This is a genomic window from Streptomyces sp. SKN60 (assembly GCF_026236535.1).
In the GTDB taxonomy this organism is placed as follows: domain Bacteria; phylum Actinomycetota; class Actinomycetes; order Streptomycetales; family Streptomycetaceae; genus Streptomyces.
This window is the reverse complement of record NZ_JAHTMW010000005.1, coordinates 76,875-96,501: the sequence shown is the minus strand read 5'-3', so window position 1 is coordinate 96,501 and position 19,627 is coordinate 76,875. Positions and strand designations below refer to the sequence as shown.

21 protein-coding genes are annotated in these 19,627 nt (G+C 72.5%); 9 read left to right on the top strand and 12 right to left on the bottom strand.

All coding sequences use genetic code 11. The features are described 5' to 3' along the window. Positions 1-24: 24 nt before the first annotated feature. On the top strand, positions 25-1,143 hold the full coding sequence (serC, locus tag KV205_RS10185) for a phosphoserine transaminase (protein ID WP_265863811.1): 1,119 nt from the start codon (positions 25-27) through the stop codon (positions 1,141-1,143). A gap of 82 nt (positions 1,144-1,225) precedes the next feature. Here the strand turns inward: serC and KV205_RS10180 are convergent, their stop codons facing one another. Beyond that, the gene (locus KV205_RS10180) at positions 1,226-2,230 is read right to left on the bottom strand and encodes a WD40 repeat domain-containing protein (RefSeq protein WP_265863810.1); all 1,005 of its coding nucleotides are present in this window, start codon (positions 2,228-2,230) and stop codon (positions 1,226-1,228) included. Between the two features lie 142 nt (positions 2,231-2,372). Here KV205_RS10180 and KV205_RS10175 point away from each other — a divergent pair, with 142 nt between their 5' ends. After that, positions 2,373-2,576, top strand: a complete 204-nt coding sequence (locus tag KV205_RS10175; RefSeq protein WP_265863809.1) for a hypothetical protein — start codon at positions 2,373-2,375, stop codon at positions 2,574-2,576. 73 nt (positions 2,577-2,649) lie between these two features. Beyond that, on the top strand, positions 2,650-3,342 hold the full coding sequence (locus tag KV205_RS10170) for a GDSL-type esterase/lipase family protein (RefSeq protein WP_265863808.1): 693 nt from the start codon (positions 2,650-2,652) through the stop codon (positions 3,340-3,342). Here KV205_RS10170 and KV205_RS10165 read toward each other — a convergent pair. Both KV205_RS10165 and KV205_RS10160 read right to left on the bottom strand, forming a co-directional pair. Further along, a complete protein-coding gene (locus KV205_RS10165; RefSeq protein WP_265863807.1) occupies positions 3,339-3,746 on the bottom strand; it encodes a RidA family protein in 408 nt (135 codons plus the stop codon). The two genes, KV205_RS10170 and KV205_RS10165, sit on opposite strands and share 4 nt — an antisense overlap. Beyond that, positions 3,743-4,168 carry a carboxymuconolactone decarboxylase family protein gene (locus KV205_RS10160; protein WP_265863806.1) on the bottom strand — a complete coding sequence of 142 codons (426 nt, stop codon included), beginning with the start codon at positions 4,166-4,168 and terminating at the stop codon, positions 3,743-3,745. Before KV205_RS10160 ends, KV205_RS10165 begins: the two co-directional genes overlap by 4 nt. A 42-nt stretch (positions 4,169-4,210) precedes the next feature. On the opposite strand from KV205_RS10160, the gene KV205_RS10155 reads away from it, so the two are divergent. After that, entirely contained in the window at positions 4,211-4,765 is a 555-nt protein-coding gene (locus tag KV205_RS10155) for a MarR family winged helix-turn-helix transcriptional regulator (RefSeq protein WP_265863805.1), read from the top strand. A gap of 18 nt (positions 4,766-4,783) precedes the next feature. On the opposite strand, the gene KV205_RS10150 is transcribed toward KV205_RS10155, so the two are convergent. Together KV205_RS10150 and thpR are read right to left on the bottom strand one after the other, a co-directional pair. Continuing rightward, positions 4,784-5,776 (bottom strand): aldo/keto reductase, encoded by a 993-nt coding sequence (locus KV205_RS10150; protein WP_265863804.1) that lies wholly within the window; start codon positions 5,774-5,776, stop codon positions 4,784-4,786. A gap of 188 nt (positions 5,777-5,964) precedes the next feature. Continuing rightward, positions 5,965-6,549 (bottom strand): RNA 2',3'-cyclic phosphodiesterase, encoded by a 585-nt coding sequence (gene thpR / locus KV205_RS10145; protein WP_265863803.1) that lies wholly within the window; start codon positions 6,547-6,549, stop codon positions 5,965-5,967. A 33-nt stretch (positions 6,550-6,582) separates the two neighbouring features. Here thpR and KV205_RS10140 point away from each other — a divergent pair, with 33 nt between their 5' ends. Next, positions 6,583-7,095, top strand: a complete 513-nt coding sequence (locus tag KV205_RS10140; RefSeq protein WP_265863802.1) for a GNAT family N-acetyltransferase — start codon at positions 6,583-6,585, stop codon at positions 7,093-7,095. Positions 7,096-7,192: 97 nt separating this feature from the next. On the opposite strand, the gene KV205_RS10135 is transcribed toward KV205_RS10140, so the two are convergent. From KV205_RS10135 to KV205_RS10125, 3 genes are all read right to left on the bottom strand, one after another. Further along, positions 7,193-7,432, bottom strand: coding sequence for a hypothetical protein (locus KV205_RS10135; protein WP_265863801.1), 240 nt, complete (start codon positions 7,430-7,432; stop codon positions 7,193-7,195). A gap of 274 nt (positions 7,433-7,706) precedes the next feature. After that, positions 7,707-9,053 carry an MFS transporter gene (locus KV205_RS10130; RefSeq protein ID WP_265863800.1) on the bottom strand — a complete coding sequence of 449 codons (1,347 nt, stop codon included), beginning with the start codon at positions 9,051-9,053 and terminating at the stop codon, positions 7,707-7,709. 57 nt (positions 9,054-9,110) lie between these two features. Continuing rightward, positions 9,111-9,554 carry a MarR family winged helix-turn-helix transcriptional regulator gene (locus KV205_RS10125; protein WP_265863799.1) on the bottom strand — a complete coding sequence of 148 codons (444 nt, stop codon included), beginning with the start codon at positions 9,552-9,554 and terminating at the stop codon, positions 9,111-9,113. Between the two features lie 131 nt (positions 9,555-9,685). Between KV205_RS10125 and KV205_RS10120 the strand changes: the two genes are divergently transcribed. Beyond that, entirely contained in the window at positions 9,686-9,910 is a 225-nt protein-coding gene (locus KV205_RS10120; protein WP_265863798.1) for a ribbon-helix-helix protein, CopG family, read from the top strand. Here the strand turns inward: KV205_RS10120 and KV205_RS10115 are convergent. Then, positions 9,880-11,337, bottom strand: coding sequence for an NCS2 family permease (locus tag KV205_RS10115; RefSeq protein WP_265863797.1), 1,458 nt, complete (start codon positions 11,335-11,337; stop codon positions 9,880-9,882). The genes KV205_RS10120 and KV205_RS10115 overlap by 31 nt on opposite strands. 141 nt (positions 11,338-11,478) lie before the next feature. Between KV205_RS10115 and KV205_RS10110 the strand changes: the two genes are divergently transcribed. The 3 genes from KV205_RS10110 (at position 11,479) to KV205_RS10100 (ending at position 15,235) form a co-directional block, all read left to right on the top strand. Then, positions 11,479-11,760, top strand: coding sequence for a DUF2530 domain-containing protein (locus tag KV205_RS10110; RefSeq protein ID WP_265863796.1), 282 nt, complete (start codon positions 11,479-11,481; stop codon positions 11,758-11,760). A gap of 172 nt (positions 11,761-11,932) precedes the next feature. Beyond that, on the top strand, positions 11,933-14,311 hold the full coding sequence (locus KV205_RS10105) for an HAD-IC family P-type ATPase (protein WP_374214658.1): 2,379 nt from the start codon (positions 11,933-11,935) through the stop codon (positions 14,309-14,311). Positions 14,312-14,335: 24 nt separating this feature from the next. Continuing rightward, positions 14,336-15,235 carry a hypothetical protein gene (locus KV205_RS10100; RefSeq protein WP_265863794.1) on the top strand — a complete coding sequence of 300 codons (900 nt, stop codon included), beginning with the start codon at positions 14,336-14,338 and terminating at the stop codon, positions 15,233-15,235. Between the two features lie 26 nt (positions 15,236-15,261). On the opposite strand, the gene KV205_RS10095 is transcribed toward KV205_RS10100, so the two are convergent. The 3 genes from KV205_RS10095 to KV205_RS10085 form a co-directional block, all read right to left on the bottom strand. Next, positions 15,262-15,693, bottom strand: coding sequence for a MarR family transcriptional regulator (locus KV205_RS10095; RefSeq protein WP_265863793.1), 432 nt, complete (start codon positions 15,691-15,693; stop codon positions 15,262-15,264). Next, entirely contained in the window at positions 15,693-16,109 is a 417-nt protein-coding gene (locus KV205_RS10090) for an SRPBCC family protein (protein ID WP_265863792.1), read from the bottom strand. The genes KV205_RS10095 and KV205_RS10090 overlap by 1 nt, the downstream gene beginning before the upstream one ends. Before the next feature lie 177 nt (positions 16,110-16,286). Next, the gene (locus KV205_RS10085) at positions 16,287-19,490 is read right to left on the bottom strand and encodes a sacsin N-terminal ATP-binding-like domain-containing protein (RefSeq protein ID WP_265863791.1); all 3,204 of its coding nucleotides are present in this window, start codon (positions 19,488-19,490) and stop codon (positions 16,287-16,289) included. Between the last annotated feature and the right edge of the window lie 137 nt (positions 19,491-19,627).

The window sequence follows — 19,627 nt, the reverse complement described above, 5'->3', positions numbered from 1 at the left end:
CCCCGAACCGATACGCTCCGCCTCGTGGCCGATATCCAGATTCCCGCTGACATGAAGCCCGCCGATGGCCGTTTCGGCGCGGGCCCCTCCAAGGTGCGTACGGAGGCGCTGGACGCCCTGGCCGCCACCGGCACCTCTCTCCTCGGTACCTCCCACCGCCAGGCTCCGGTCAAGAACCTGGTCGGCGAGGTGCGTGCCGGGATCCGTGACCTCTTCTCGCTGCCCGAGGGCTACGAGGTGATCCTGGGCAACGGCGGCTCCACCGCCTTCTGGGACATCGCGACGCACGGTCTCATCGAGAACAAGTCGCAGCACCTCACCTTCGGCGAGTTCTCGTCCAAGTTCGCGAAGGCCGCGAAGCTGGCCCCGTGGCTGGCCGAGCCGACCGTGATCTCCGCCGACCCGGGCACCCACCCGGAGGCGGTGGCCGAGGCCGGCGTCGACGTCTACGCCTTCACCCACAACGAGACCTCCACCGGTGTCGCCACCCCGCTGAAGCGGGTCGCGGGCGCCGACGAGGGCGCGCTCGTCCTCGTGGACGCGACCTCGGGCGCCGGCGGTCTGCCGGTCGACATCACCGAGACCGACGTCTACTACTTCGCCCCGCAGAAGTCCTTCGCCGCCGACGGCGGCCTGTGGCTCGCGGCCTTCTCGCCGGCCGCCCTGGAGCGCGCGAAGAAGATCCACGAGTCGGGCCGGCACATCCCGGAGTTCTTCTCGCTGCCGACGGCGATCGACAACTCGCTGAAGAACCAGACGTACAACACCCCGGCGCTCGCGACCCTCTTCCTGCTCAACGAGCAGCTGAAGTGGATCAACGGCCAGGGCGGTCTCGACTGGGCCGTGTCCCGCACGAAGGAGTCCTCGGACGCGCTGTACGGCTGGGCCGAGGAGTCCAAGTACGCGACCCCGTTCGTCACGGACCCGGCGAAGCGCTCGCAGGTCATCGGCACGATCGACTTCGCGGACGAGATCGACGCGGCCGCGATCGCCAAGGCGCTGCGCGCCAACGGCATCGTGGACACCGAGCCGTACCGCAAGCTGGGCCGCAACCAGCTGCGCATCGCGATGTTCCCGGCGGTCGACCCGGCGGACGTGCGCGCGCTGACGGCGTGCATCGACTACGTGATCGGCCAGCTGTAACAGCAGTTCTTGCACGTACGCCGTGTACGAGGGCCCCGCACCGGGCGTTTCCGGTGCGGGGCCCTCGTACGTCACCTAGGGGTCAGCCCTTGCGGAACAGGCGCTTCAGGCCGACCACGACGACGGTCGCGAGGCCGAGCACGATCACGCCGACCGTGAAGTTCCCCTGTTCGCCGTCCGTTCCGGTGGCAGCCGAACCGGTGCCGCCACCGGGCTTCTTGGAGTCCCCGGGACTGGTCGGGCCGGTGGGCTGCCCCCCGCCGCGCTCCACCCGCACCACCCGGCTCTGCTTCCCCTCCGAGCCGAACAGGAAGGCCGAGCCGTCCGGGGTGTACGTGACCGATTCCGCCTGGCCCTGGAAGGGGGCGCCGACGGAGGTGCCGTCGTCGGCGAGGCGCCCGTCCTTCCACGCGTACTCCTTGGCGAGGAGATAGCCGCGTAGGACGAGTCGGGTGCCGTCCGGCGAGAAGGCGCCGTCGGTCACCCAGGGGACCTCCCCGATGCGCTTGAAGACGTTCGTCCGGGTCGGGTCGAGACGTTCGGGGCCGGCGTAGAGGCCGCCGCCGTCCTCGTTCTTGCTGGCGATGTAGACCCGGCCGGTCTTCGGATGGACCATCAGCGCCTCGGCGTTGCGCGCCCCGTCGGCGTACTTCACGTCGTACTGGGTGGCCTTGACCGTCTGGTCCCCCAGCTCCTTCGGCTCGGGGAAGCGGTAGATCCAGACGTGGTTCCACGAGCCGTCGAGGTTGTCGCCGATGTCGCCGACGTAGATGTTCCCGTCCGGGCCGACGGAGATCGCCTCCATGTCGCGGGGGGTGCCGACGCCCTTCATGGTGAGGGTCGCGACGGTCTTTCCCGTACGGGAGTCGATGCCGTAGATCAGGGGCGCGTCCTGGTCGTTGTGCGTCCAGTAGATCCCGGGGTGGGCGCGGCTCGCGGCGAGGCCGCTGGACTCGGTGATCCTGGGGTCCTCGATGACGAAGTCCTGGTCGGCGTCCGCCGCCGCGGCCGGACCGGCGGCAGCCAGGGGCAGGCCGAGGGCGAGGACGAGGGCGGCGGCCCCGGAGACGCCGAGCAGTGATCGCATGACCCCAAGCCTGCCACGGGCCGCCCGGAGGGGGCTTGCGCACTCGTTCGGTGGATCTTTACCCGTTTGCCGGATCTGACGGTTCCGCGCCGGGTTCACTGTGCCCGATACGGAGAACTACCCTTCTGGACGGTTTGCGTGAGTGACCCCGTACGCGTGGGAGACGTACTGGCCGGCATGGCCACGCCGGGCGGGTGACAGCACGGCCGTCGACCTCGGCCGCGCCCAGCCCTCCGACACCTGCCGGATCTGTCACTTCGACGTGTGCCCGTCGCAGCCGGCCCCGGCCGGCTCCCCCGCCCTGCTCGCGCAGTGGCAGAAGAACGCCCGGGGCTGGACCGGCTGAGGCCTTGCGCGGTGTCCGGGATCACGTCGCCGGTCGACGCCGGTCGTGACCGGCCTCCGCGAGAATGTGCGCCATGCGTTTTCTGTTCGTCGGCGACAGCATGACCATCGGACGCGCCGGCGACTTCACCTGGCGGTACCGGATGTGGCAGCACCTCGAATCCGTGCTGCCCGGACCCGGTCCCGACGGATACGAGATCACCGGCCCGCGCACCGCGTTGTACGAGCCGGCCGACGACGCCGCGACCTCCGACGCCTACGCCGACCCGGCCTTCCCGGCCGCCGCCCGCCGCCATCTGGCCGGCTGGGGCGAGGGCTGGCTGCACATGGCGCCGCTGATCGGGGAGACGGTGGCGGCGACCCGCGCCGATGTGCTGCTGATCTCGCTCGGCCTGATCGACCTGGGCTTCTACACCAACAGCGACCAGACGGCGGACAACGTCCGCGCCTTCCTGGCCGCCGCGCGCGCGGCGAACCCGCACGTCCGGGCGGTCATGCTGCCGGTCATCCCGAACGTGCGGGCCGAGTACGACGCGCCGTTCGCCGCCGAGTGCGTCCGCTTCAACGAGCTGCTCGCGAAGACGGTCGCGGACCTGGACTCGGCGGCCTCGCCGCTGCTGCTCGGGACGATCCCGGAGTCGTACGACATCCACGCGGACACCTACGACGGCACCCACCCGGGCCCGACGGGCGAGCACAAACTGGCCGCGGCCTTCGCGAACGCCCTGCACCAGGCTTGGGGCGTGGGCGGCCCCTATCGGTTCTAGGGTTCCACCACCGCGTCGACCATCGCGTCGACCTCGATCTCGACGAGCCACTCGGGGTCGATGAAGCGGGAGACCTCGACGAAGGTGGTCACCGGCCGGACGGACGCGAAGCGTTCGCCGTGGGCGCGGGCCGCCTCCTTCCACCGGGTCACGTCGGTGAGCATGACCCGGGTGCGCACGACGTCGTCGAGCGAGGCCCCGGCCTCCGCCAGGGCCGCCTCGGCGATGTCGAGGCAGCGGACGGTCTGCGCGTACACGTCGCCGACCCCGGCGGTGCCGCCGCCGTCCGCGATGGGCGCGGTGCCGGCGACGGCGACATGGGCGCCCTTGCGGACGGCCCGGGAGAAGCCGATCTCGGGTTCGAGCGGCGAGCCTGAACCGACGTTGATCCTGGCGCTGTTCATGCGACGCGGACGAGGCGGTTGGCGAAGGTGGAGACCGTGTAGGTGCCGATGCCGAGGACGACTTCGAGCGCGTTCTGCCGGGTGTAGCCGTGGGCGAGGAAGGCGTCGAGTTCGGCGTCGGAGACGGCGCCCGAGGAGGCGAGCACCTGGAGGGTGAACCGGCGTACGGCGTCGAGTCGTTCGGGCGCGGGCGCCGGGCCGAGGGCGGCGAGCTTGGCCTCGTGCATGTCGACGCACAGGTGGCACTGGTTGCGGGCGGCGACGGCGAGGATGACGGTCTCGCGGGCGTGCGGGTCGAGGGTGGTCGACTCGAAGATCTCGTTGAGCTTGAGGAAGCCTTCGAGGGTGTGCGGGGAGGTCTCCTTGAGCGTCGCGGCGGCGCGCTGGATACGGGTGGGAAGGTCGAGAGCGTCGAGTGTCATGGCGGTCCCCCTGGCGAGTGGCGATGGGCGGGTGGCGCTACGATGGACAACATGGTTGACCATGCCGATGAGGAGAACGTAAACCAGGTTGTCGATCGCCGCAAGGGGATTCCCGAAAGGCAGGACGACACCCCCGGCTTCGAGCTGCCCCTGCTCCTCTTCGCCGGCTTCCGGACCCTCATCGACCGCCTGCACACCGAACTGGCCCGGCAGGGTCACCCCGAGATGCGCCCGGCGCACGGCTTCGCCCTCCAGGCCATCGCCGCCGGCCCGTACGGGGCGACCGCCAGCGACATCGGACGGCGGCTCGGGGTCTCCAAGCAGGCGGCCGGCAAGACCGTCGACCGGCTGCTCGCCCTCGGCTACGCCGAGCGCGCCGACGACCCGGGCGACGCCCGCCGCAAACTCGTCCGCCTCACCCCGTACGGGATCGACGCGCTCGCCCGCTCGGCCGCCGTCTTCGACGAGCTGCGCGCCGACTGGGCCGCCCGCCTCGGCGCCGACCGGGTGCGCGACCTGGAGGACGCGCTGCGGGCGGTCGTCCCCGCCGAGACCGCGTTCCGCCTGGACGCGACCAGCTGGCTCGGCGGGGTGTGAGCCACTGTCAGACGGCGCTCACCAGGCGAAGGCCTCCGGCGCCGGGCCGGGGCCCGGGAAGATCTCGTCGAGGCCGGTGAGGACCTCCTCGCTCAGCTTCAGTTCGAGCGCGCGCAGCGCGCCCGCCAGCTGTTCGGGCGTCCGCGGGCCGACGATCGGGCCCGTCACCCCCGGGCGGGTGAGCAGCCAGGCGAGCGCCGTCTCGGCCGGGTCCAGGCCGTGCTTGGCGAGCAGGTCCTCGTACGCCTGGATGCGGGCCCGCTCCACCGGGTCGGCGAGCCGCTCCGCGGTCCGGCCGCCGGCCCGGCGCCCGCCCTCGGCCTGCTTGCGGATGACCCCGCCGAGCAGCCCGCCGGCCAGCGGCGACCACGGGATGACGCCGAGCCCGTACTCCTGGGCCGCCGGGATCACCTCCATCTCGGCGCGCCGCTCGTAGAGGTTGTAGTGGCACTGCTCGCTGACCAGGCCGACCATCCCGCGCCGGGCGGCGGCCTCGTTCGCCTGGGCGATCTTGTAGCCGGGGAAGTTGGAGGAGCCGGCGTAGAGGATCTTGCCCTGCTGGATCAGGGTGTCGACGGCCTGCCAGATCTCGTCGAAGGGGGTGTGCCGGTCGATGTGGTGGAACTGGTAGACGTCGATGCGGTCCGTGCGGAGCCGCTTGAGGCTGGCCTCGACGGCCCGCCGGATGTTCACGGCCGACAGCCTGTCGTGGTTGGGCCAGACCGGGCCGGCGCCCTCGGCCATGTTCCCGTACACCTTGGTGGCGAGCACCACCTTGTCGCGGTGCGCCGGGTCCTTGGCGAACCAGGAGCCGATGATCTCCTCGGTGCGGCCCTTGCCGGCGGTCTGGCCGTAGACGTTCGCCGTGTCGAAGAGGTTGACGCCCGCGTCGAGCGCGGCGTCCATGATCGCGTGACTGGTGGACTTGTCCGTCTGCGGTCCGAAGTTCATCGTCCCCAGGACGAGTCGGCCGACCTTGAGTCCCGTGCGTCCGAGCTGCGTGTACTCCATGGGGATCAAGCCAACTGCCTGGAGTCCACTCGAAGCAAGGGCCGGAGCGGGGGCCGACGCATCGGGTGGCGGGCGCCGGGTGCGGGCTACTGGCCGCCCACCAACGACGCCACCGCGATGATCGCGAACATCAGGACGAGCACGCCGGCCATGATCCGGTTACGGGTTTTCGGGTCCACCCATCGAGGTTAACGCCCCCGCTCGGCCGCTCCGCCCAGGGGCCACGTGGCGATCGTCTCGTACCGCGGCTGCTTCCCCGCCGGACCGCCGCCGGGAAGGTGGCTGCGGACCAGGCACAGCTCGGTGACCTCCCAGCGGGCGCCCTCGAAGTTCTCGAGGCCGGCGACGAAGGGCCGCAGGTCGGTGTCGTTCGCGCGGGAGCGGGCGACGGTGAGGTGCGGGTGGTACGCACGGTGCTCGTCCATCGGGACGCCGGCGCGGCGCGCGGCGGCGTCGGCCCGCTCGGCGAGCAGCCGCAGCTCGTCCAGGCCGCCCGCCGCGCCGGTCCACAGCACCGCCCGCCCGAAGTGGCCGCCCCCGTGCAGCCGCAGCGGGAAGGGCGCGGTGCGGTGGGCGGCCCGGCCGAGGCGGGCGCGCAGGTCCGGGAGCAGTTCCTCGTCGACCTGGCCCATGAACGCGAGCGTGAAGTGCCAGCCGGGCCGCGAGGCCCAGCGCAGCCGGTCGGCGCCGGGCAGCTCGGCCAGCCGGTCGACCTCGTGGGCGAGCTCGGCGAGCTGCGCGGGCGGAGGGATGACGGCGGTGAAAAGCCTCATGGGGCGAGTGTGACAGGCACTAGCCTCGGGCGGATGGACACCATGATCAGGATCAGGCGGGGCGGGCCGGCGGACGTGCCCGCGATGCTGGCGATATTCGACAGCGCGGTGGTCTGGCTCAACGCGCGGGGCATCACCGCCCAATGGGGCACCGAGCCGTTCAGCGCCCGGCCGAAGACCGTGGAGGCGGTCGAGCGGGTGGTGACCGAGGGCACCCCGTGGATCGCGGAGATCGACGGCGTCCCCGTCGGGACCCTCACCCTCACCCCGCACCCGGGCGCGTACGTGGCCCGCGCGGACGAGCCGGAGCAGTACGTGCGCTACCTTGCGACCGACGGCCGGCGCCACGGCCACGGCGTCGGCGCCGCCCTCCTCGCCCACGCCGCCGACGAGACCCGCCGCGCCGGTGTCTCCCTGCTGCGCGTGGACTGCTTCGCGGGCAGCGAGGGCCGCCTCGTCCGCTACTACGAACGCCAGGGCTTCACCCGCACCGAGGCTTTCACGGTCGGCGACTGGCCGGGCCAGGTGCTGGAGCGGCGGGTCTGACGGCCCCCAGAGCCGTCTGTCCCGGTGGCCTGTCGTCTCGGGGAGAGCACCGAGGCCGCGCCCACGGACTCAGGGGCCCTGGGCGGCGCTCCCCCTGTCAGCCGCGACCCTGATGCGCCGGAACGTCGACCCCGACCTCGACGAACGGGGTCACGAGCACCTCGAACTGCTCCGCGGTCAGATTCCCTCGCTTCAGGATCCCTCGGGCCGCCGTGGAGATCGCGGCCCGGGCGTCGGAGTGCAGCCCGGCGAGGTGCGCGTCGAGCTCTGCGGCGCGGGGCAGGAGAGCGGTGCGGATCCGGTGGTCGAGCTCGGAGTTCTCAGCGGCGGACGGCACCGCTGCCCGGCGCCCCACCCCGTGTGGGCATTCGTCCCGCAGGGCGGGACGGGTGGGCACACGGGACGGCGCCCTTGCGGGCGCGTTCGGCACCTGCGCCTGGACCCGCACCGGGAGCGCGGCGCCCCAGGGGTGCGGGCACAGGCGCGGGAGCCTAGGCCCGGCAAGGGGCGCCGTCCGTTGTGCCCACCCGTTCCGCCCCTGCGGAACGTATGCCCACAATGGAGGTGGCACGGGGCACCGCCCAGCGGGACGAATGCCCGCAACGGAACCGCTACGCCGCCGTCGCCAGCCGTGCCCGGCGCTCGTCCGGGACGAAGCGGACGCTGGGGTGGCCATGGTGCCAGCGCATCGAGAGCTTCAGGCCGCCGACGCGGGCCAGGATCAGGCCGATGGTGGCCGCGGCGAGGAGGGAGACGAGGCCGCCGGTGGCGAAGCCGATGCGGGGGCCGAAGGTGTCGGTGACCCAGCCGAGCAGCGGGGCGCCGATCGGGGTGCCGCCGGCGAAGACCATCATGTAGAGGCTCATCACCCGGCCCCGCATGACCGGGTCCGTCGCCATCTGGACCGCCGAGTTGGCGCTGATGTTGACCGTCAGGCCGATCATGCCGATCGGCACGAGCAGCAGCGCGAACAGCCAGAAGGACGGCGAGAGCGCCGCCGCGATCTCCAGGGCGCCGAAGACGCCCGCCGCGATCACCAGCATCCGCAGCCGGGTCGAGGCGCGCCGGGCCGCGAGCAGGGCGCCCACCAGGGAGCCGGCCGCCATGAGCGTGTTGAGGAAGCCGTACGCGCCGGCGCCGACGTGGAAGATGCCCTCCGAGAAGGCGGTCAGCCAGATCGGGAAGTTGAAGCCGAAGGTGCCGATGAAGCCGACCAGGACGATCGGCCAGATCAGGTCGGGCCGCCCGGCGACGTAACGGAGTCCCTCACGCAGCTGGCCCTTGCCGCGCGGTGCGCGCTCGACCTTGTGCAGCTCGCTCGGCCGCATCAGCAGGAGCGCGCCGATCGGCGCGAGGAAGGACAGGCCGTTGATCAGGAAGGCCCAGCCGCTGCCGATCGAGGCGATCATGACGCCGGCGACGGCGGGGCCGATCAGGCGGGCGGACTGGAAGTTCGCCGAGTTCAGCGAGACCGCGTTGCGCAGCTGCCGCGGGCCGACCAGCTCGGAGACGAAGGACTGCCGGGTCGGGTTGTCGACGACGGTGACCATGCCGAGCAGGAAGGCGATCAGATAGACGTGCCAGACCTGGACGTGTCCGGTCAGGGTCAGTACGGCGAGGGTCAGTCCGCACAGGCCGAGCGCGGCCTGGCTGACCAGGAGCAGCTGTCGCTTCGGGAGGCGGTCGGCGATGACACCGCCGTACAGACCGAAGAGCAGCATCGGCAGGAACTGGAGGGCCGTCGTGATGCCGACGGCGGCGGCGGAGCCGGTGAGGCTCAGGACCAGCCAGTCCTGGGTGATCCGGGCCATCCACGTACCGGTGTTGGAGACGATCGCTCCGGTGAAGAACAGCCGGTAGTTCCGGATCCTGAGCGAGGAGAAGGTCCCCTTGCCCTGGCGGGGGTCGGTGGTGGGTTTATGGACGGGTGCGGAGTCTGCTCCGGGTCCCGTGCTCAAAGTGCGTCGCCTCCTTGGCGCCTCGGGTTCGTCCTGTGCGTTCCACAGGTGTGCGTTCTACAGGTGCGCGAGCTTCTCCAGGACCGGAGCGGCGGCGCGCAGCTTCGCCCACTCGTCCTCGTCCAGACCCTCGGCGAGGGAGGCCAGCCAGGCGTTCCGCTTGCGGCGGGACTCCGCGAGCATGGCCTCGGCCTGCTCGGTCTGGCTGACCACCTTCTGCCGGCGGTCGTCGGGGTGCGGCTCCAGCTTGACCAGGCCCTTGGCCTCGAGCAGCGCGACGATGCGGGTCATCGACGGCGGCTGGACGTGCTCCTTGCGGGCCAGCTCACCGGGGGTGGCCGAGCCGCAGAGCGACAGGGTGCCGAGCACCGACATCTCGGTGGGGCTCAGCGATTCGTCGACGCGCTGGTGCTTGAGGCGTCGGCCGAGTCGCATGACGGCGCTGCGGAGCGCACTCACGGCTGCGGCATCGTCGGCGGTGCCATGGGACAGGTCAGGCATGTCCTTAGCGTAACTCATTACTCTCTCTAAAGACCAATCGAAAACCTTCCGTCGCAATCTGTCACCCAAATGAGTGAGACCGATCCGGAAAGTGACGCGGGAGGGCCTTCCATGGCGCGAACCTGACGGGCATGGATTCGACCGTGCTCAGCCTGCGCATCGACGGAGAGCTGCTCGAACGGCTCCGCGGACACGCCGCCAAACGCGGAATGAGCGTCCAGGACTATGTCGTCCGGACGCTCATTCGCGAAGACTTCGACGAACGGTTCAAGACCGCCGTCGACGAGACGGAGAAGTTCTACGGGGCCTCCGACGCGCCCCGCGATCAGGTCAGGCCCAGCGCCGGCATCGCGTAGTAGAAGACGAAGACCGCCGACACGACGTACATCGCCACCGGGACCTCGCGGCCCCGGCCGGCCACGAGCCGCAGCAGGCTGAAGCTGATGAAGCCGATGCCGATGCCGTTGGTGATCGAGTACGTGAACGGCATCATCACCATCGCCAGGAAGGCCGGCATCGCGATGGTGTAGTCGCTCCAGTCGATCTCCTTGACCGACCCGGCCAGGATCAGGAAGCCCACCGCCAGCAGGGCGGGGGTCGCCGCCTGCGAGGGCACCATCGTGGCGAGCGGCGTGAGGAACAGCGCGACCGAGAACAGCGCGCCCGTCACCACCGAGGCGAGGCCCGTCCGGGCGCCCTCGCCGACACCGGCCGTGGACTCCACGAAGCAGGTGGTGGCGGAGGACGAGGTGGCACCGCCGGAGGCGACCGCGAGGCCGTCGACGAGCAGGACCTTGTTGATGCCCGGGAAGTTGCCGTCCTTGTCCATCAGCTTGGCCTCGTCGCCGACGCCGAGGATCGTGCCCATGGCGTCGAAGAAGCAGGACAGCAGCACGGTGAAGACGAAGAGGACGCCGGTCAGGACGCCGACCTTGTGGAAGCCGCCGAACAGGCTGAACTGCCCGAAGAGGCCGAAGTCGGGGCTGGCGACCGGGTTGCCGGGCCACTCCGGGGTGGTCAGGCCCCAGGAGGGGATGTCGGCGACGGCGTTGACGACCACCGCGAGCAGCGTCATCACGACGATCGAGATGAGGATGGCGCCCGGCACCTTGCGGACGATCAGCGCGAGGGTGAGCAGGGTGCCCAGGATGAAGACGAGCACCGGCCAGCCCATGAGGTGCCCGTCGCCGCCGAGCTGCAGCGGGACGGTGGTGTGGGCGGCGTCCGGGATCCGGGAGACGAAGCCCGAGTCGACCAGGCCGATCAGCATGATGAAGAGGCCGATGCCGATCGCGATGGCCTTGCGCAGGCCGACCGGGACCGCGTTCATCACGCGCTCGCGCAGACCGGTGGCGACCAGGAGCATCACGACGATGCCGGCCAGGACCACCATGCCCATGGCGTCCGGCCAGGACATCTTCGGCGCGAGCTGGAGCGCGACGACGGTGTTCACGCCGAGGCCGGCGGCGAGCGCGATCGGCACGTTGCCGATGACGCCCATGAGGAGCGTCGTGAAGGCGGCCGTCACGACGGTCGCGGTCACCAGCTGGCCGCTGTCGAGCTGGTGCCCGTACATGTCCTTGGCGCTGCCGAGGATGATCGGGTTCAGCACGATGATGTAGGCCATCGCGAAGAAGGTGGCGAAACCGCCGCGGACCTCGCGGGCGACGGTGGAGCCGCGCTCGGAGATCCTGAAGTAGCGGTCGAGACCGGAAGCGGGCCGCTGCTGCTGCGGCGCGGAAGGCTCCGGGGAGGTGGCCGTGGCGGTGGCCGTGCTGCTCATGGGTTGTCCTCGTATGGTCAAATTTGGCGGTTCATACGAAGGGAACCCGCCAGAGGCAAACCGTTTCAGTATGAACACATGAACGAGGGGGAGTCCATCTCCGCGCGTAGACCCCTGATTCCGGCGCCTAGACTGCCTCCCATGGCGAAGTGGACACCGAAGCACGAGGCACCCGAGCCCCTGGAGGGGCCCGTCGTCGCCACCATCACGGGCGGCACGATCCTCTGGTTCGTCCTGTTCCTCGTCCAGATCCCGTTCTACGGCTGGTTCGCCGACCGGGACCTGACCTCGTGGGTGTGGACCTGCCTGGCCGGCGCCGGCCTCGGCCTGATCGGCATCTGGTACGTACGGAAGCGGGACGCGGCGATCAAGCGGCACGCGGCGCAGCGGACAGCGGAGGGCGCGGCCGACCCCGACGCGTAACCCCGAGAGACCCCGGGGTCCGCGTCATACCTGGGACCCCTTCCGGTCCTCCCCCGGTCTGATCTTCGGACTTCTCGGCGGGTGAGCGGCCGCATCCGGTCGTACCGTCGAAAACATGACGCAGCGGGCGAAGATCGACACCGACGGCGGCGGAGCCGAGGTCCTGGCAGCCATGACGGCGGACGCTTCGGCGGCCGCCGTCGTCGTCCACCGCCCACAGGGCCTGACCGCCGCTCAGGTCGCCGAGCGGGTGGCCCGCGGCGAGGTCAACGACGTACCCGTACGGAGCTCCCGCTCCACCACCGACATCGTCCGCGCCAACGTCTTCACCCGCTTCAACGCGATCATCGGCGTGCTGTGGGTGATCATGCTCTTCGTCGCGCCGATCCAGGACAGCCTCTTCGGCTTCGTGATCATCGCCAACACCGGCATCGGCATCGTCCAGGAACTGCGCGCCAAGAAGACCCTCGACGGGCTCGCCGTCATCGGCGAGGCCAAGCCGACGGTCCGGCGCGACGGCGCCGCCGCCGAGATCTCCACCTCCGAGATCGTCCTCGGCGATCTCATCGAGCTCGGTCCGGGCGACAAGGTCGTCGTCGACGGCGAGGTCGCCGAGGCCGACAGCCTGGAGATCGACGAGTCGCTGCTCACCGGCGAGGCCGACCCCGTCGTGAAGAAGCCCGGCGACCGGATGATGTCCGGCTCCTTCGTCGTCGCCGGCGGCGGCGCCTTCACCGCCACCAAGGTCGGCCGCGAGGCCTACGCCGCGCAGCTCGCCGAGGAGGCGTCCCGCTTCACCCTCGTCCACTCCGAGCTGCGCACCGGCATCTCCACGATCCTCAAGTACGTGACGTGGATGATGATCCCGACCGCGCTCGGGCTCGTCATCAGCCAGCTCGTCGTCAAGGACAACGACTTCAAGGAGTCCGTGGCCCGCACCGTCGGCGGCATCGTCCCGATGATCCCCGAGGGCCTGGTCCTGCTCACCTCCGTCGCCTTCGCGATCGGTGTGATCCGGCTCGGCCGCAAACAGTGCCTGGTGCAGGAGCTGCCCGCCATCGAGGGCCTCGCCCGGGTCGACGTCGTCTGCCTCGACAAGACCGGCACGCTCACCGAGGGCGGCATGGACGTCACCGAGCTGCGCATGCTGAACGGTTCGGAGGAGGCGTACGTACGGAAGGTGCTCGGCGCGCTCGGCGAGTCCGACCCGCGGCCCAACGCCTCCCTCCAGGCCATCGTCGACGCCTATCCGGACTCGGTGGACTGGCGGTGTACGGAGTCGCTGCCGTTCTCGTCGGCGCGCAAGTACAGCGGGGCGGCGTTCAGCGAGGGCGACGGCGAGAACTCGACCTGGCTGCTCGGCGCACCCGACGTGCTCCTCCCGGCCGGCGACGCGTCCCTCACGGAGGTCGACCGGCTGAACGAGCAGGGCCTGCGGGTGCTGCTGCTGGCCCGTACCGTCCACGAGCTCGACTCGCCGGACGTGGCGAAGGACGCGCGGGCGTCCGCGCTCGTCGTCCTGGAGCAGCGGCTGCGGCCGGACGCCGCCGACACCCTCGCGTACTTCGCCGACCAGAACGTCACCGCCAAGGTCATCTCCGGCGACAACGCGGTCTCGGTCGGCGCCGTCGCCGGCAAGCTCGGCCTGCCCGGCGCCGAGAACACCGTGGACGCGCGCACGCTTCCGACCGAACGGGACGAGATGGCGAAGGCCCTCGACGAGGGCACCGTCTTCGGGCGGGTCACCCCGCAGCAGAAGCGCGACATGGTCGCGGCGCTCCAGTCGCGCGGGCACACGGTCGCGATGACGGGCGACGGCGTCAACGACGTCCTCGCCCTCAAGGACGCCGACATCGGCGTGTCCATGGGCTCCGGCTCCGAGGCGACCCGGGCCGTCGCCCAGATCGTGCTGCTCAACAACTCCTTCTCGACGCTGCCGTCGGTGGTCGGCGAGGGGCGCCGGGTGATCGGCAACATCACCCGGGTGGCGACCCTCTTCCTGACGAAGACGGTCTACTCAGTGCTGCTCGCGATCCTGGTCGTGGTCAGCCAGGTCGAGTACCCCTTCCTGCCCCGCCATCTGACCCTGCTGTCCACCCTCACCATCGGCGTCCCCGCCTTCTTCCTGGCCCTCGCGCCCAACAAGGAGCGGGCCAAACCGCACTTCGTCCGGCGGGTGATGCGGTACGCGATCCCGGCCGGCGTCATCGCGGCGGCGGCCACCTTCGCCACGTACCTCCTGGCCCGGCACCACTACACGGGCCCCGGCGCGCTCGACGCCGAGACCAGCGCCGCGACCCTCACCCTCTTCCTGGTCTCCATGTGGGTCCTCGCGATCATCGCCCGCCCCTACACCTGGTGGCGCATCGCCCTGGTCGCGGCCATGGGCGGCGCCTTCCTGCTCGTCCTCGTCGTGCCCTGGCTGCAGGACTTCTTCGCGCTCAAGCTGGTCGGCGTGACGATGCCGTGGACGGCGGTCGCGATCGCGGCGGCGGGCTCGGCGGTGCTGGAGTTCGCGTGGCGGTGGGTGGGGCGGCGGTTCCCGGCGTGAGGGGTGCGGGATTAGCGTGCCCCCATGTCCTTCGACACCGACGTGAACGCGCGGTTCGCCCGACGGGCGTGGCAGGCCATGGAGCCCGTGCACGCGGTGACGTACTTCGCGGCGGAGTGCCGGGAGGCGCACCGCGAGGTCGGGCTGCGGGGGTTCTGGATGGGGTACTTCGGGGCGCGGGCGGCGCCGTTGGGGGCCGTGGCCGCCGGGGTGGTGGAGGCCGCGTTCTACAACTTCCATCCGGCGATGGTGCGGCGCTCCGTGCCGGACGCGTGGTCGTACGCGGCGCCGGAGGCGGTGCTGCGGGCCCGGGCCGCGGGGGCGACGGCGGCGCTGCGGCGGGTCGCGCCCTCAGCCTCCGGGGCGGCGGCGGAGCTCGTACCGCTGCTCGCCCGGGTGGTGGCCGTGGCCGACGGGGCCGGGCGGCCGCTGTTCGCGGCGAACCGCGACGTACCCGCGCCCGAGGACCCGGTCGGCGCCCTGTGGCAGGCGACGACCGCGCTGCGCGAGCACCGCGGCGACGGGCATGTGGCCCTGCTCGCGGCGGAGGGCCTGGACGGCTGCGAGGCGCACGTCCTGTTCGCGGCGGCCGAGGGCGTGCCGCCCGCGACCCTCCGCGACAACCGCGGCTGGTCCGAGGACGACTGGCGGGCCGCCGCCGCCCGGCTGGCGGCCCGGGGGCTGCTGGACCCCGCCGGCGCCCCGACCGCCGAGGCCCGCGCCCTGCGCGCCCACCTCGAGTCCCGTACCGACACCCTCGCCGTACGCCCCTACCGCGCCGCCCTCGCCCCGGCCGAGGCCGACCGGGCGGTGGCGCTGCTGTGCGTCCTGGCCGACGAGATCCTGGCCTCGGGCACCATCCCCTTCCCGAACCCGATGGGGCTGCCGGCCCGGCGGGACCGTACGAGGGGAGTGCCGCGCTGAGCGCCGCGGGGCGCCGCGCAGAGCTGTCAGTCCTCCTCCACCCGCGCCAGGCGGGCCAGCAGAGCAACCGCCTCCCCCACCGCCACCGGCTCGAAGAAGCGGGTGTCGACGGACTCGACGGACTCGACGGCGCGGGGGGCCAGTCCGGCACCGGCCTCCGTGACGCGCAGGCGCTTCGCGCGGGTGTCGGTGGGGTCCGTCTCGCGTTCGATCAGGCCCTTCGTCTCCAGGGCCCGTACGACCTGCGAGGTCATCTTGACGTCGGTGCCGGCCCGGCGGGCCAGGGTCTGCTGGTTGGGGTGCTCGCCGCGGCCGTTCAGCCACCACGTGCAGGCGAGCAGGACGAACTGCACGTGCGTGAGCCCGAGGGGCGCCAGGGCCGCGGCCACGTCGCGCTGCCAGCGCAACGTGGCGTGCCAGAGCAGGAAGCCGGGGCTCTCCCCGGGGCCGAGGGCCATCAGCCCCGCGCCCGCTCGATCAGCGCGGCCACGGTCTCGGGCCAGTCGCCCGTGACGGCGGGGCCGATCTGCGGGCCGAGTTCGGCGACGCCGTCGCCGGTGATCCGCATGCGGTACGTCACCCTGGTCGGCAGCGCCTCGCCGCGCTCGATCCAGTGCTCGGTGCGCAGCACGAGCCCGCCGAACCGGGCCTCGTCCACGAACAGTTCGCCGTCGACGGTCTCGGTGACGACCAGGTGCACCGGGTCGTCACCGGCCGGGGCCATCTCGATCCGGGCGCCGGGCGCGAAGGGGCCGTCGATCCGGATGCTCGCGATGTCGGCGTTCCAGGTGCCCCAGTTCTCCACGTCGGCCCACAGGCGCCAGATCGCCTCGGGGGCCGCGTCGGTCTCGACGGAGTGCTCGTACGTCCACATGGTGGTCTCCCGTTTGTACGTCGCGTCTTCGACTTGTTGAGCTTGTTCAGCTTGTTGAGCTTGTTCGGCGACTTGCTCTACGCGGAGATTATCTGTGCGCAGACTATCGCGCAAGAGGTGTCCGCCGAGGACGGAGGCGGCCGCCCCGGGACGGGACGGCCGCCTCCGCGAACCCGATCAGTCGAACCAGCGGTCCCGCGCCAGCTCCGCCGTCCTCGACGGGTCCTCCAGCAGGGCCGCGACCTCGAAGCGGCGGGGCCACTGACCGGCCGCCCAGGCGAGGCCGGCGGCGACGCCCTCCAGGGTGGCGGCGTGGATGACGCCGTCGGGGGTGCGGCGCCAGTCGAGTTCGGTGCCGGCGGCGCGGAGTTCGTCGTGCTCGACGTAGGTGGCGGGGGTGGCCGGGCCGAGGAGGGCATGGACCGAGGAGGGGACCTCGTGTTCCTCGCCGGTCGTGGTGACCTCGGCCTCGACCGCCTCGCTCAGCCGGCGGACCTGGAACAGCTCGGCGAGCTCCGCGGCCCGCGCCGGGGCGACCGGCAGCAGCGGAAGCCCGGCCGTCAGGGGCAGCAGATCGGGCGCGTCGGCGACCAGCGCGTCGGCCGCGTCGACCACCACCAGCTCGCCGTCCACCACCGCCCGCAGCTCGTCCGGCAGCGTCACCTGCTCCGGGTCGAGATCGGCCAGGGCCGTGTACAGGGCGTGCAGTTGGGCGCCGGAGACCTCGCGGGACGGGTCGGCGAGCCGGCCGAGCAGCTCCGCCGCGCCGCCCGGCTCGTCGAGCAGCGCGGACACCGAGGTCCGCACGCCCAGGGCCCGCAGCACCTGCTCGTCCTCGAAGCCGGTCGCGTCGGCCGAGTCGTACAGCCCGATGAGCAGCGGATCCGTGCCGGCCGCCCGGAGCCCGGCGGGCCGGCGCCCGTCCAGGACGGGGTGGTCCCGCAGCCACCACGCCGTGTACGAGCGGACCGTCTCCGTCGTGCCGTCCGGCAGCAGCACCCGTACGGGCTGGGTCAGCGCGTCCCGCAGCGGCGGCCGCGCGAGCAGCGCGAGCGCCCGCGGCCAGGCGTCGTCGTCGACCAGGTCCAGGTCCCGTACCGCCACGATCTCCGTCGCCACCGGCGGCACCGGGGTCTCGGGCAGCCGGTCGAGCACGTCCTCGCACCACACGTCGACCGCGTCGAGCAGCCCCGCGTCGTCCGGCTCCGCGAAGTCGCCCTCGCGCGGCTCCAGTTCGTCCGGGTCCAGGACCAGGTCCGCGGCCCGCACCAGCTGGAAGCCGGCGAGCACCCCGCACGCGGCGAGCGGCTGCTCGCCCCAGCGCTCGGCGAGCTCGGCGTCCACGAAGGCGAGTTCGTCCTCCCGCATGACGGACGCGAAGGCCGAGCCCGGCATGACGAGTTCGCCCGCCGGGGCCGGCTCCCCGTCCTCGTCCGGCAGCGCGAGCGCCCCGAGCCACGGCTCGTCGCCGGGCGCCAGATCCGCGTCCCGTACGAGCGCGAGCACGGTCTCGGCGAGCTCGTCCGCGTCCAGCGTGTCGGCGTCCTCGTCCCAGATCTCCCCCGCGTCGAGCGAGGCGGCGACCGCCGCCCGTACCTGCGGCGTGGTGAGCACCGCGCGCGGCGTCGCCGGTACGGCGCCCAGCTTCTCCAGGACCGGGTGCGCGGCGTCCGGGTGGGCGACCTTCAGGCCGAGCCGGGCCAGGTCGACGGGGGTGTGCTCCTGCGGGAGCAGGACCTGGCGGGGGCCGATGGTGGTACGGACCCCGGCGGCCTCCGGCGCGCCCTCCTCGTCGTCGGCCGGGTACGAGGCGGCCGTCCGGGCCTCACCGAGCAGCGGCACCGGGAGTCCGGTCAGCCGGTCCGGGTCGACGCCGGCCAGCGAGTCGTACAGCCGCCACCACCACTCCGGCGCCCGGTCCACGCCCGCGAGCCGGTCGATCGCCTCCGTCAGCGGCAGCCGCCCGACACCCAGCGTGCGCAGCTCGACCCGGCGCTCAAGGCCCGCCGGCAGCAGCGTCGGGAACACCTCCGCGAGCACCGCGACGGTCTCCGCGCCCGCGCCCTCCACGACCTCCGCCTCGATCGGGCGCAGCGCGGGCAGCTCCTCCGAGGCGACGGCCGGCGCCAGGAACGCGATCCGCGGCAGCCGCTCCAGGACCGCCCCGCGCACCGCCCCGTCGAGGACGCCCTTGCCGAGCGGCCCCGGTACGAGGTCGAGGGTGCCGGTGCTCACCGGCTGCCAGTCGGCGAGCAGCTCCGCGTACGCCTCGCCCGCCTTCTCCACCAGGAAGTCCGTGAGCGGCCCGGGCGCCGGGTGCCGGCGCGCGGTGTCCAGCGGGAACGAGGCGATGAGCAGCGCCGGAATGCCCAGCGGCTCGTCGGTGGGGGTCGGCGCGTGCACGACCGGCGCGGTGCGCGGGAACTGCGGCGCGCCGTCCGCGTCCACCGGTACGGCCCAGGTGACCGACCAGTGCGGGCGCAGCCGCTCCTCGGTCGGCCGGTCCTTCAGGAGGGCCGGGTCGAGCGGGCCGGCGTGGCTGACGGTGCGCCAGCGGCGGGTGCCGGCGGCGGAGTCGGCGATGTGGGTGTAGCCGTCGCGGTCCTCCCGGGTGAGGGTACGGGTGCCCTCCGGGGTCTCGACGACGACCTCGGTGAGCCCGGGCAGGGTGAGCAGCAGCGCGTCGTCGACGGAGTCGAGCAGCCGCTGCGCCAGGCCCTCGGCGGCGGCGTCCCGCAGCGGCAGCACGACGACCGTGTCGTAGCCGTCGGGCGCGGTGCCCTCGGCGGGCAGCGGCAGGCGCAGCAGCGGTACGTGGCCGTCCCGGCGGCGCAGTTCGTCGCCCAGGCCCGGGCTGTGCCGGGCCACGTCGGCGGCCAGCTCGCGGGCCTCTGCGAGCGACCAGCGGACGCCGCCGTGGCGGCCGAGGACCGCCGGCTCGTCGGTGACGGCGAGCACGGCGGCGAACCCGACGCCGAACCGGCCCACCGCGCCGGAGCCGGCGTCCGTGTCCCGCTCGGTGCGCTTCGCGGACGCGCGGAGCGTCGACAGCGACTCCACGCCGGTGGCGTCCAGCGGGGCGCCGGTGTTGGCCGCGGCGAGTACGGCGGGGCCGTCGGCGCCGGCCGGGTGCAGGGTGAGCCGGAGCCGGCCGGTGACGGCGGCGCGGCGGGCGGCGTCCGACGCGTTCTGCGCCAGCTCGACGACGAGCCGGTCCCGGTAGCCGCCGAGGACCAGGTCCTCCTCGGCATTGGCGTCCTCCCGGAACCGCGCCCCGCCGGCCGCCCACGCGTCGAGCACGCTTCTGCGGAGCCGTGCGGTACCGAAGGGGTCGGTTCCGTCGGTCGACGTCCTGACGCTGACGCTCACGCCTGACTCCACTCTGCGGGACGGTTCGTTTCGGGGTACCGACCGGTTCCGAACCCCGGCCGGTGCCGAAGGTACCGCGCGAAGCGGGGTGCGCGTCGCGCCCCTTGCCGGGCCAAGGATTCCGCGCCTGAACGCCCAGCACGAGGGCG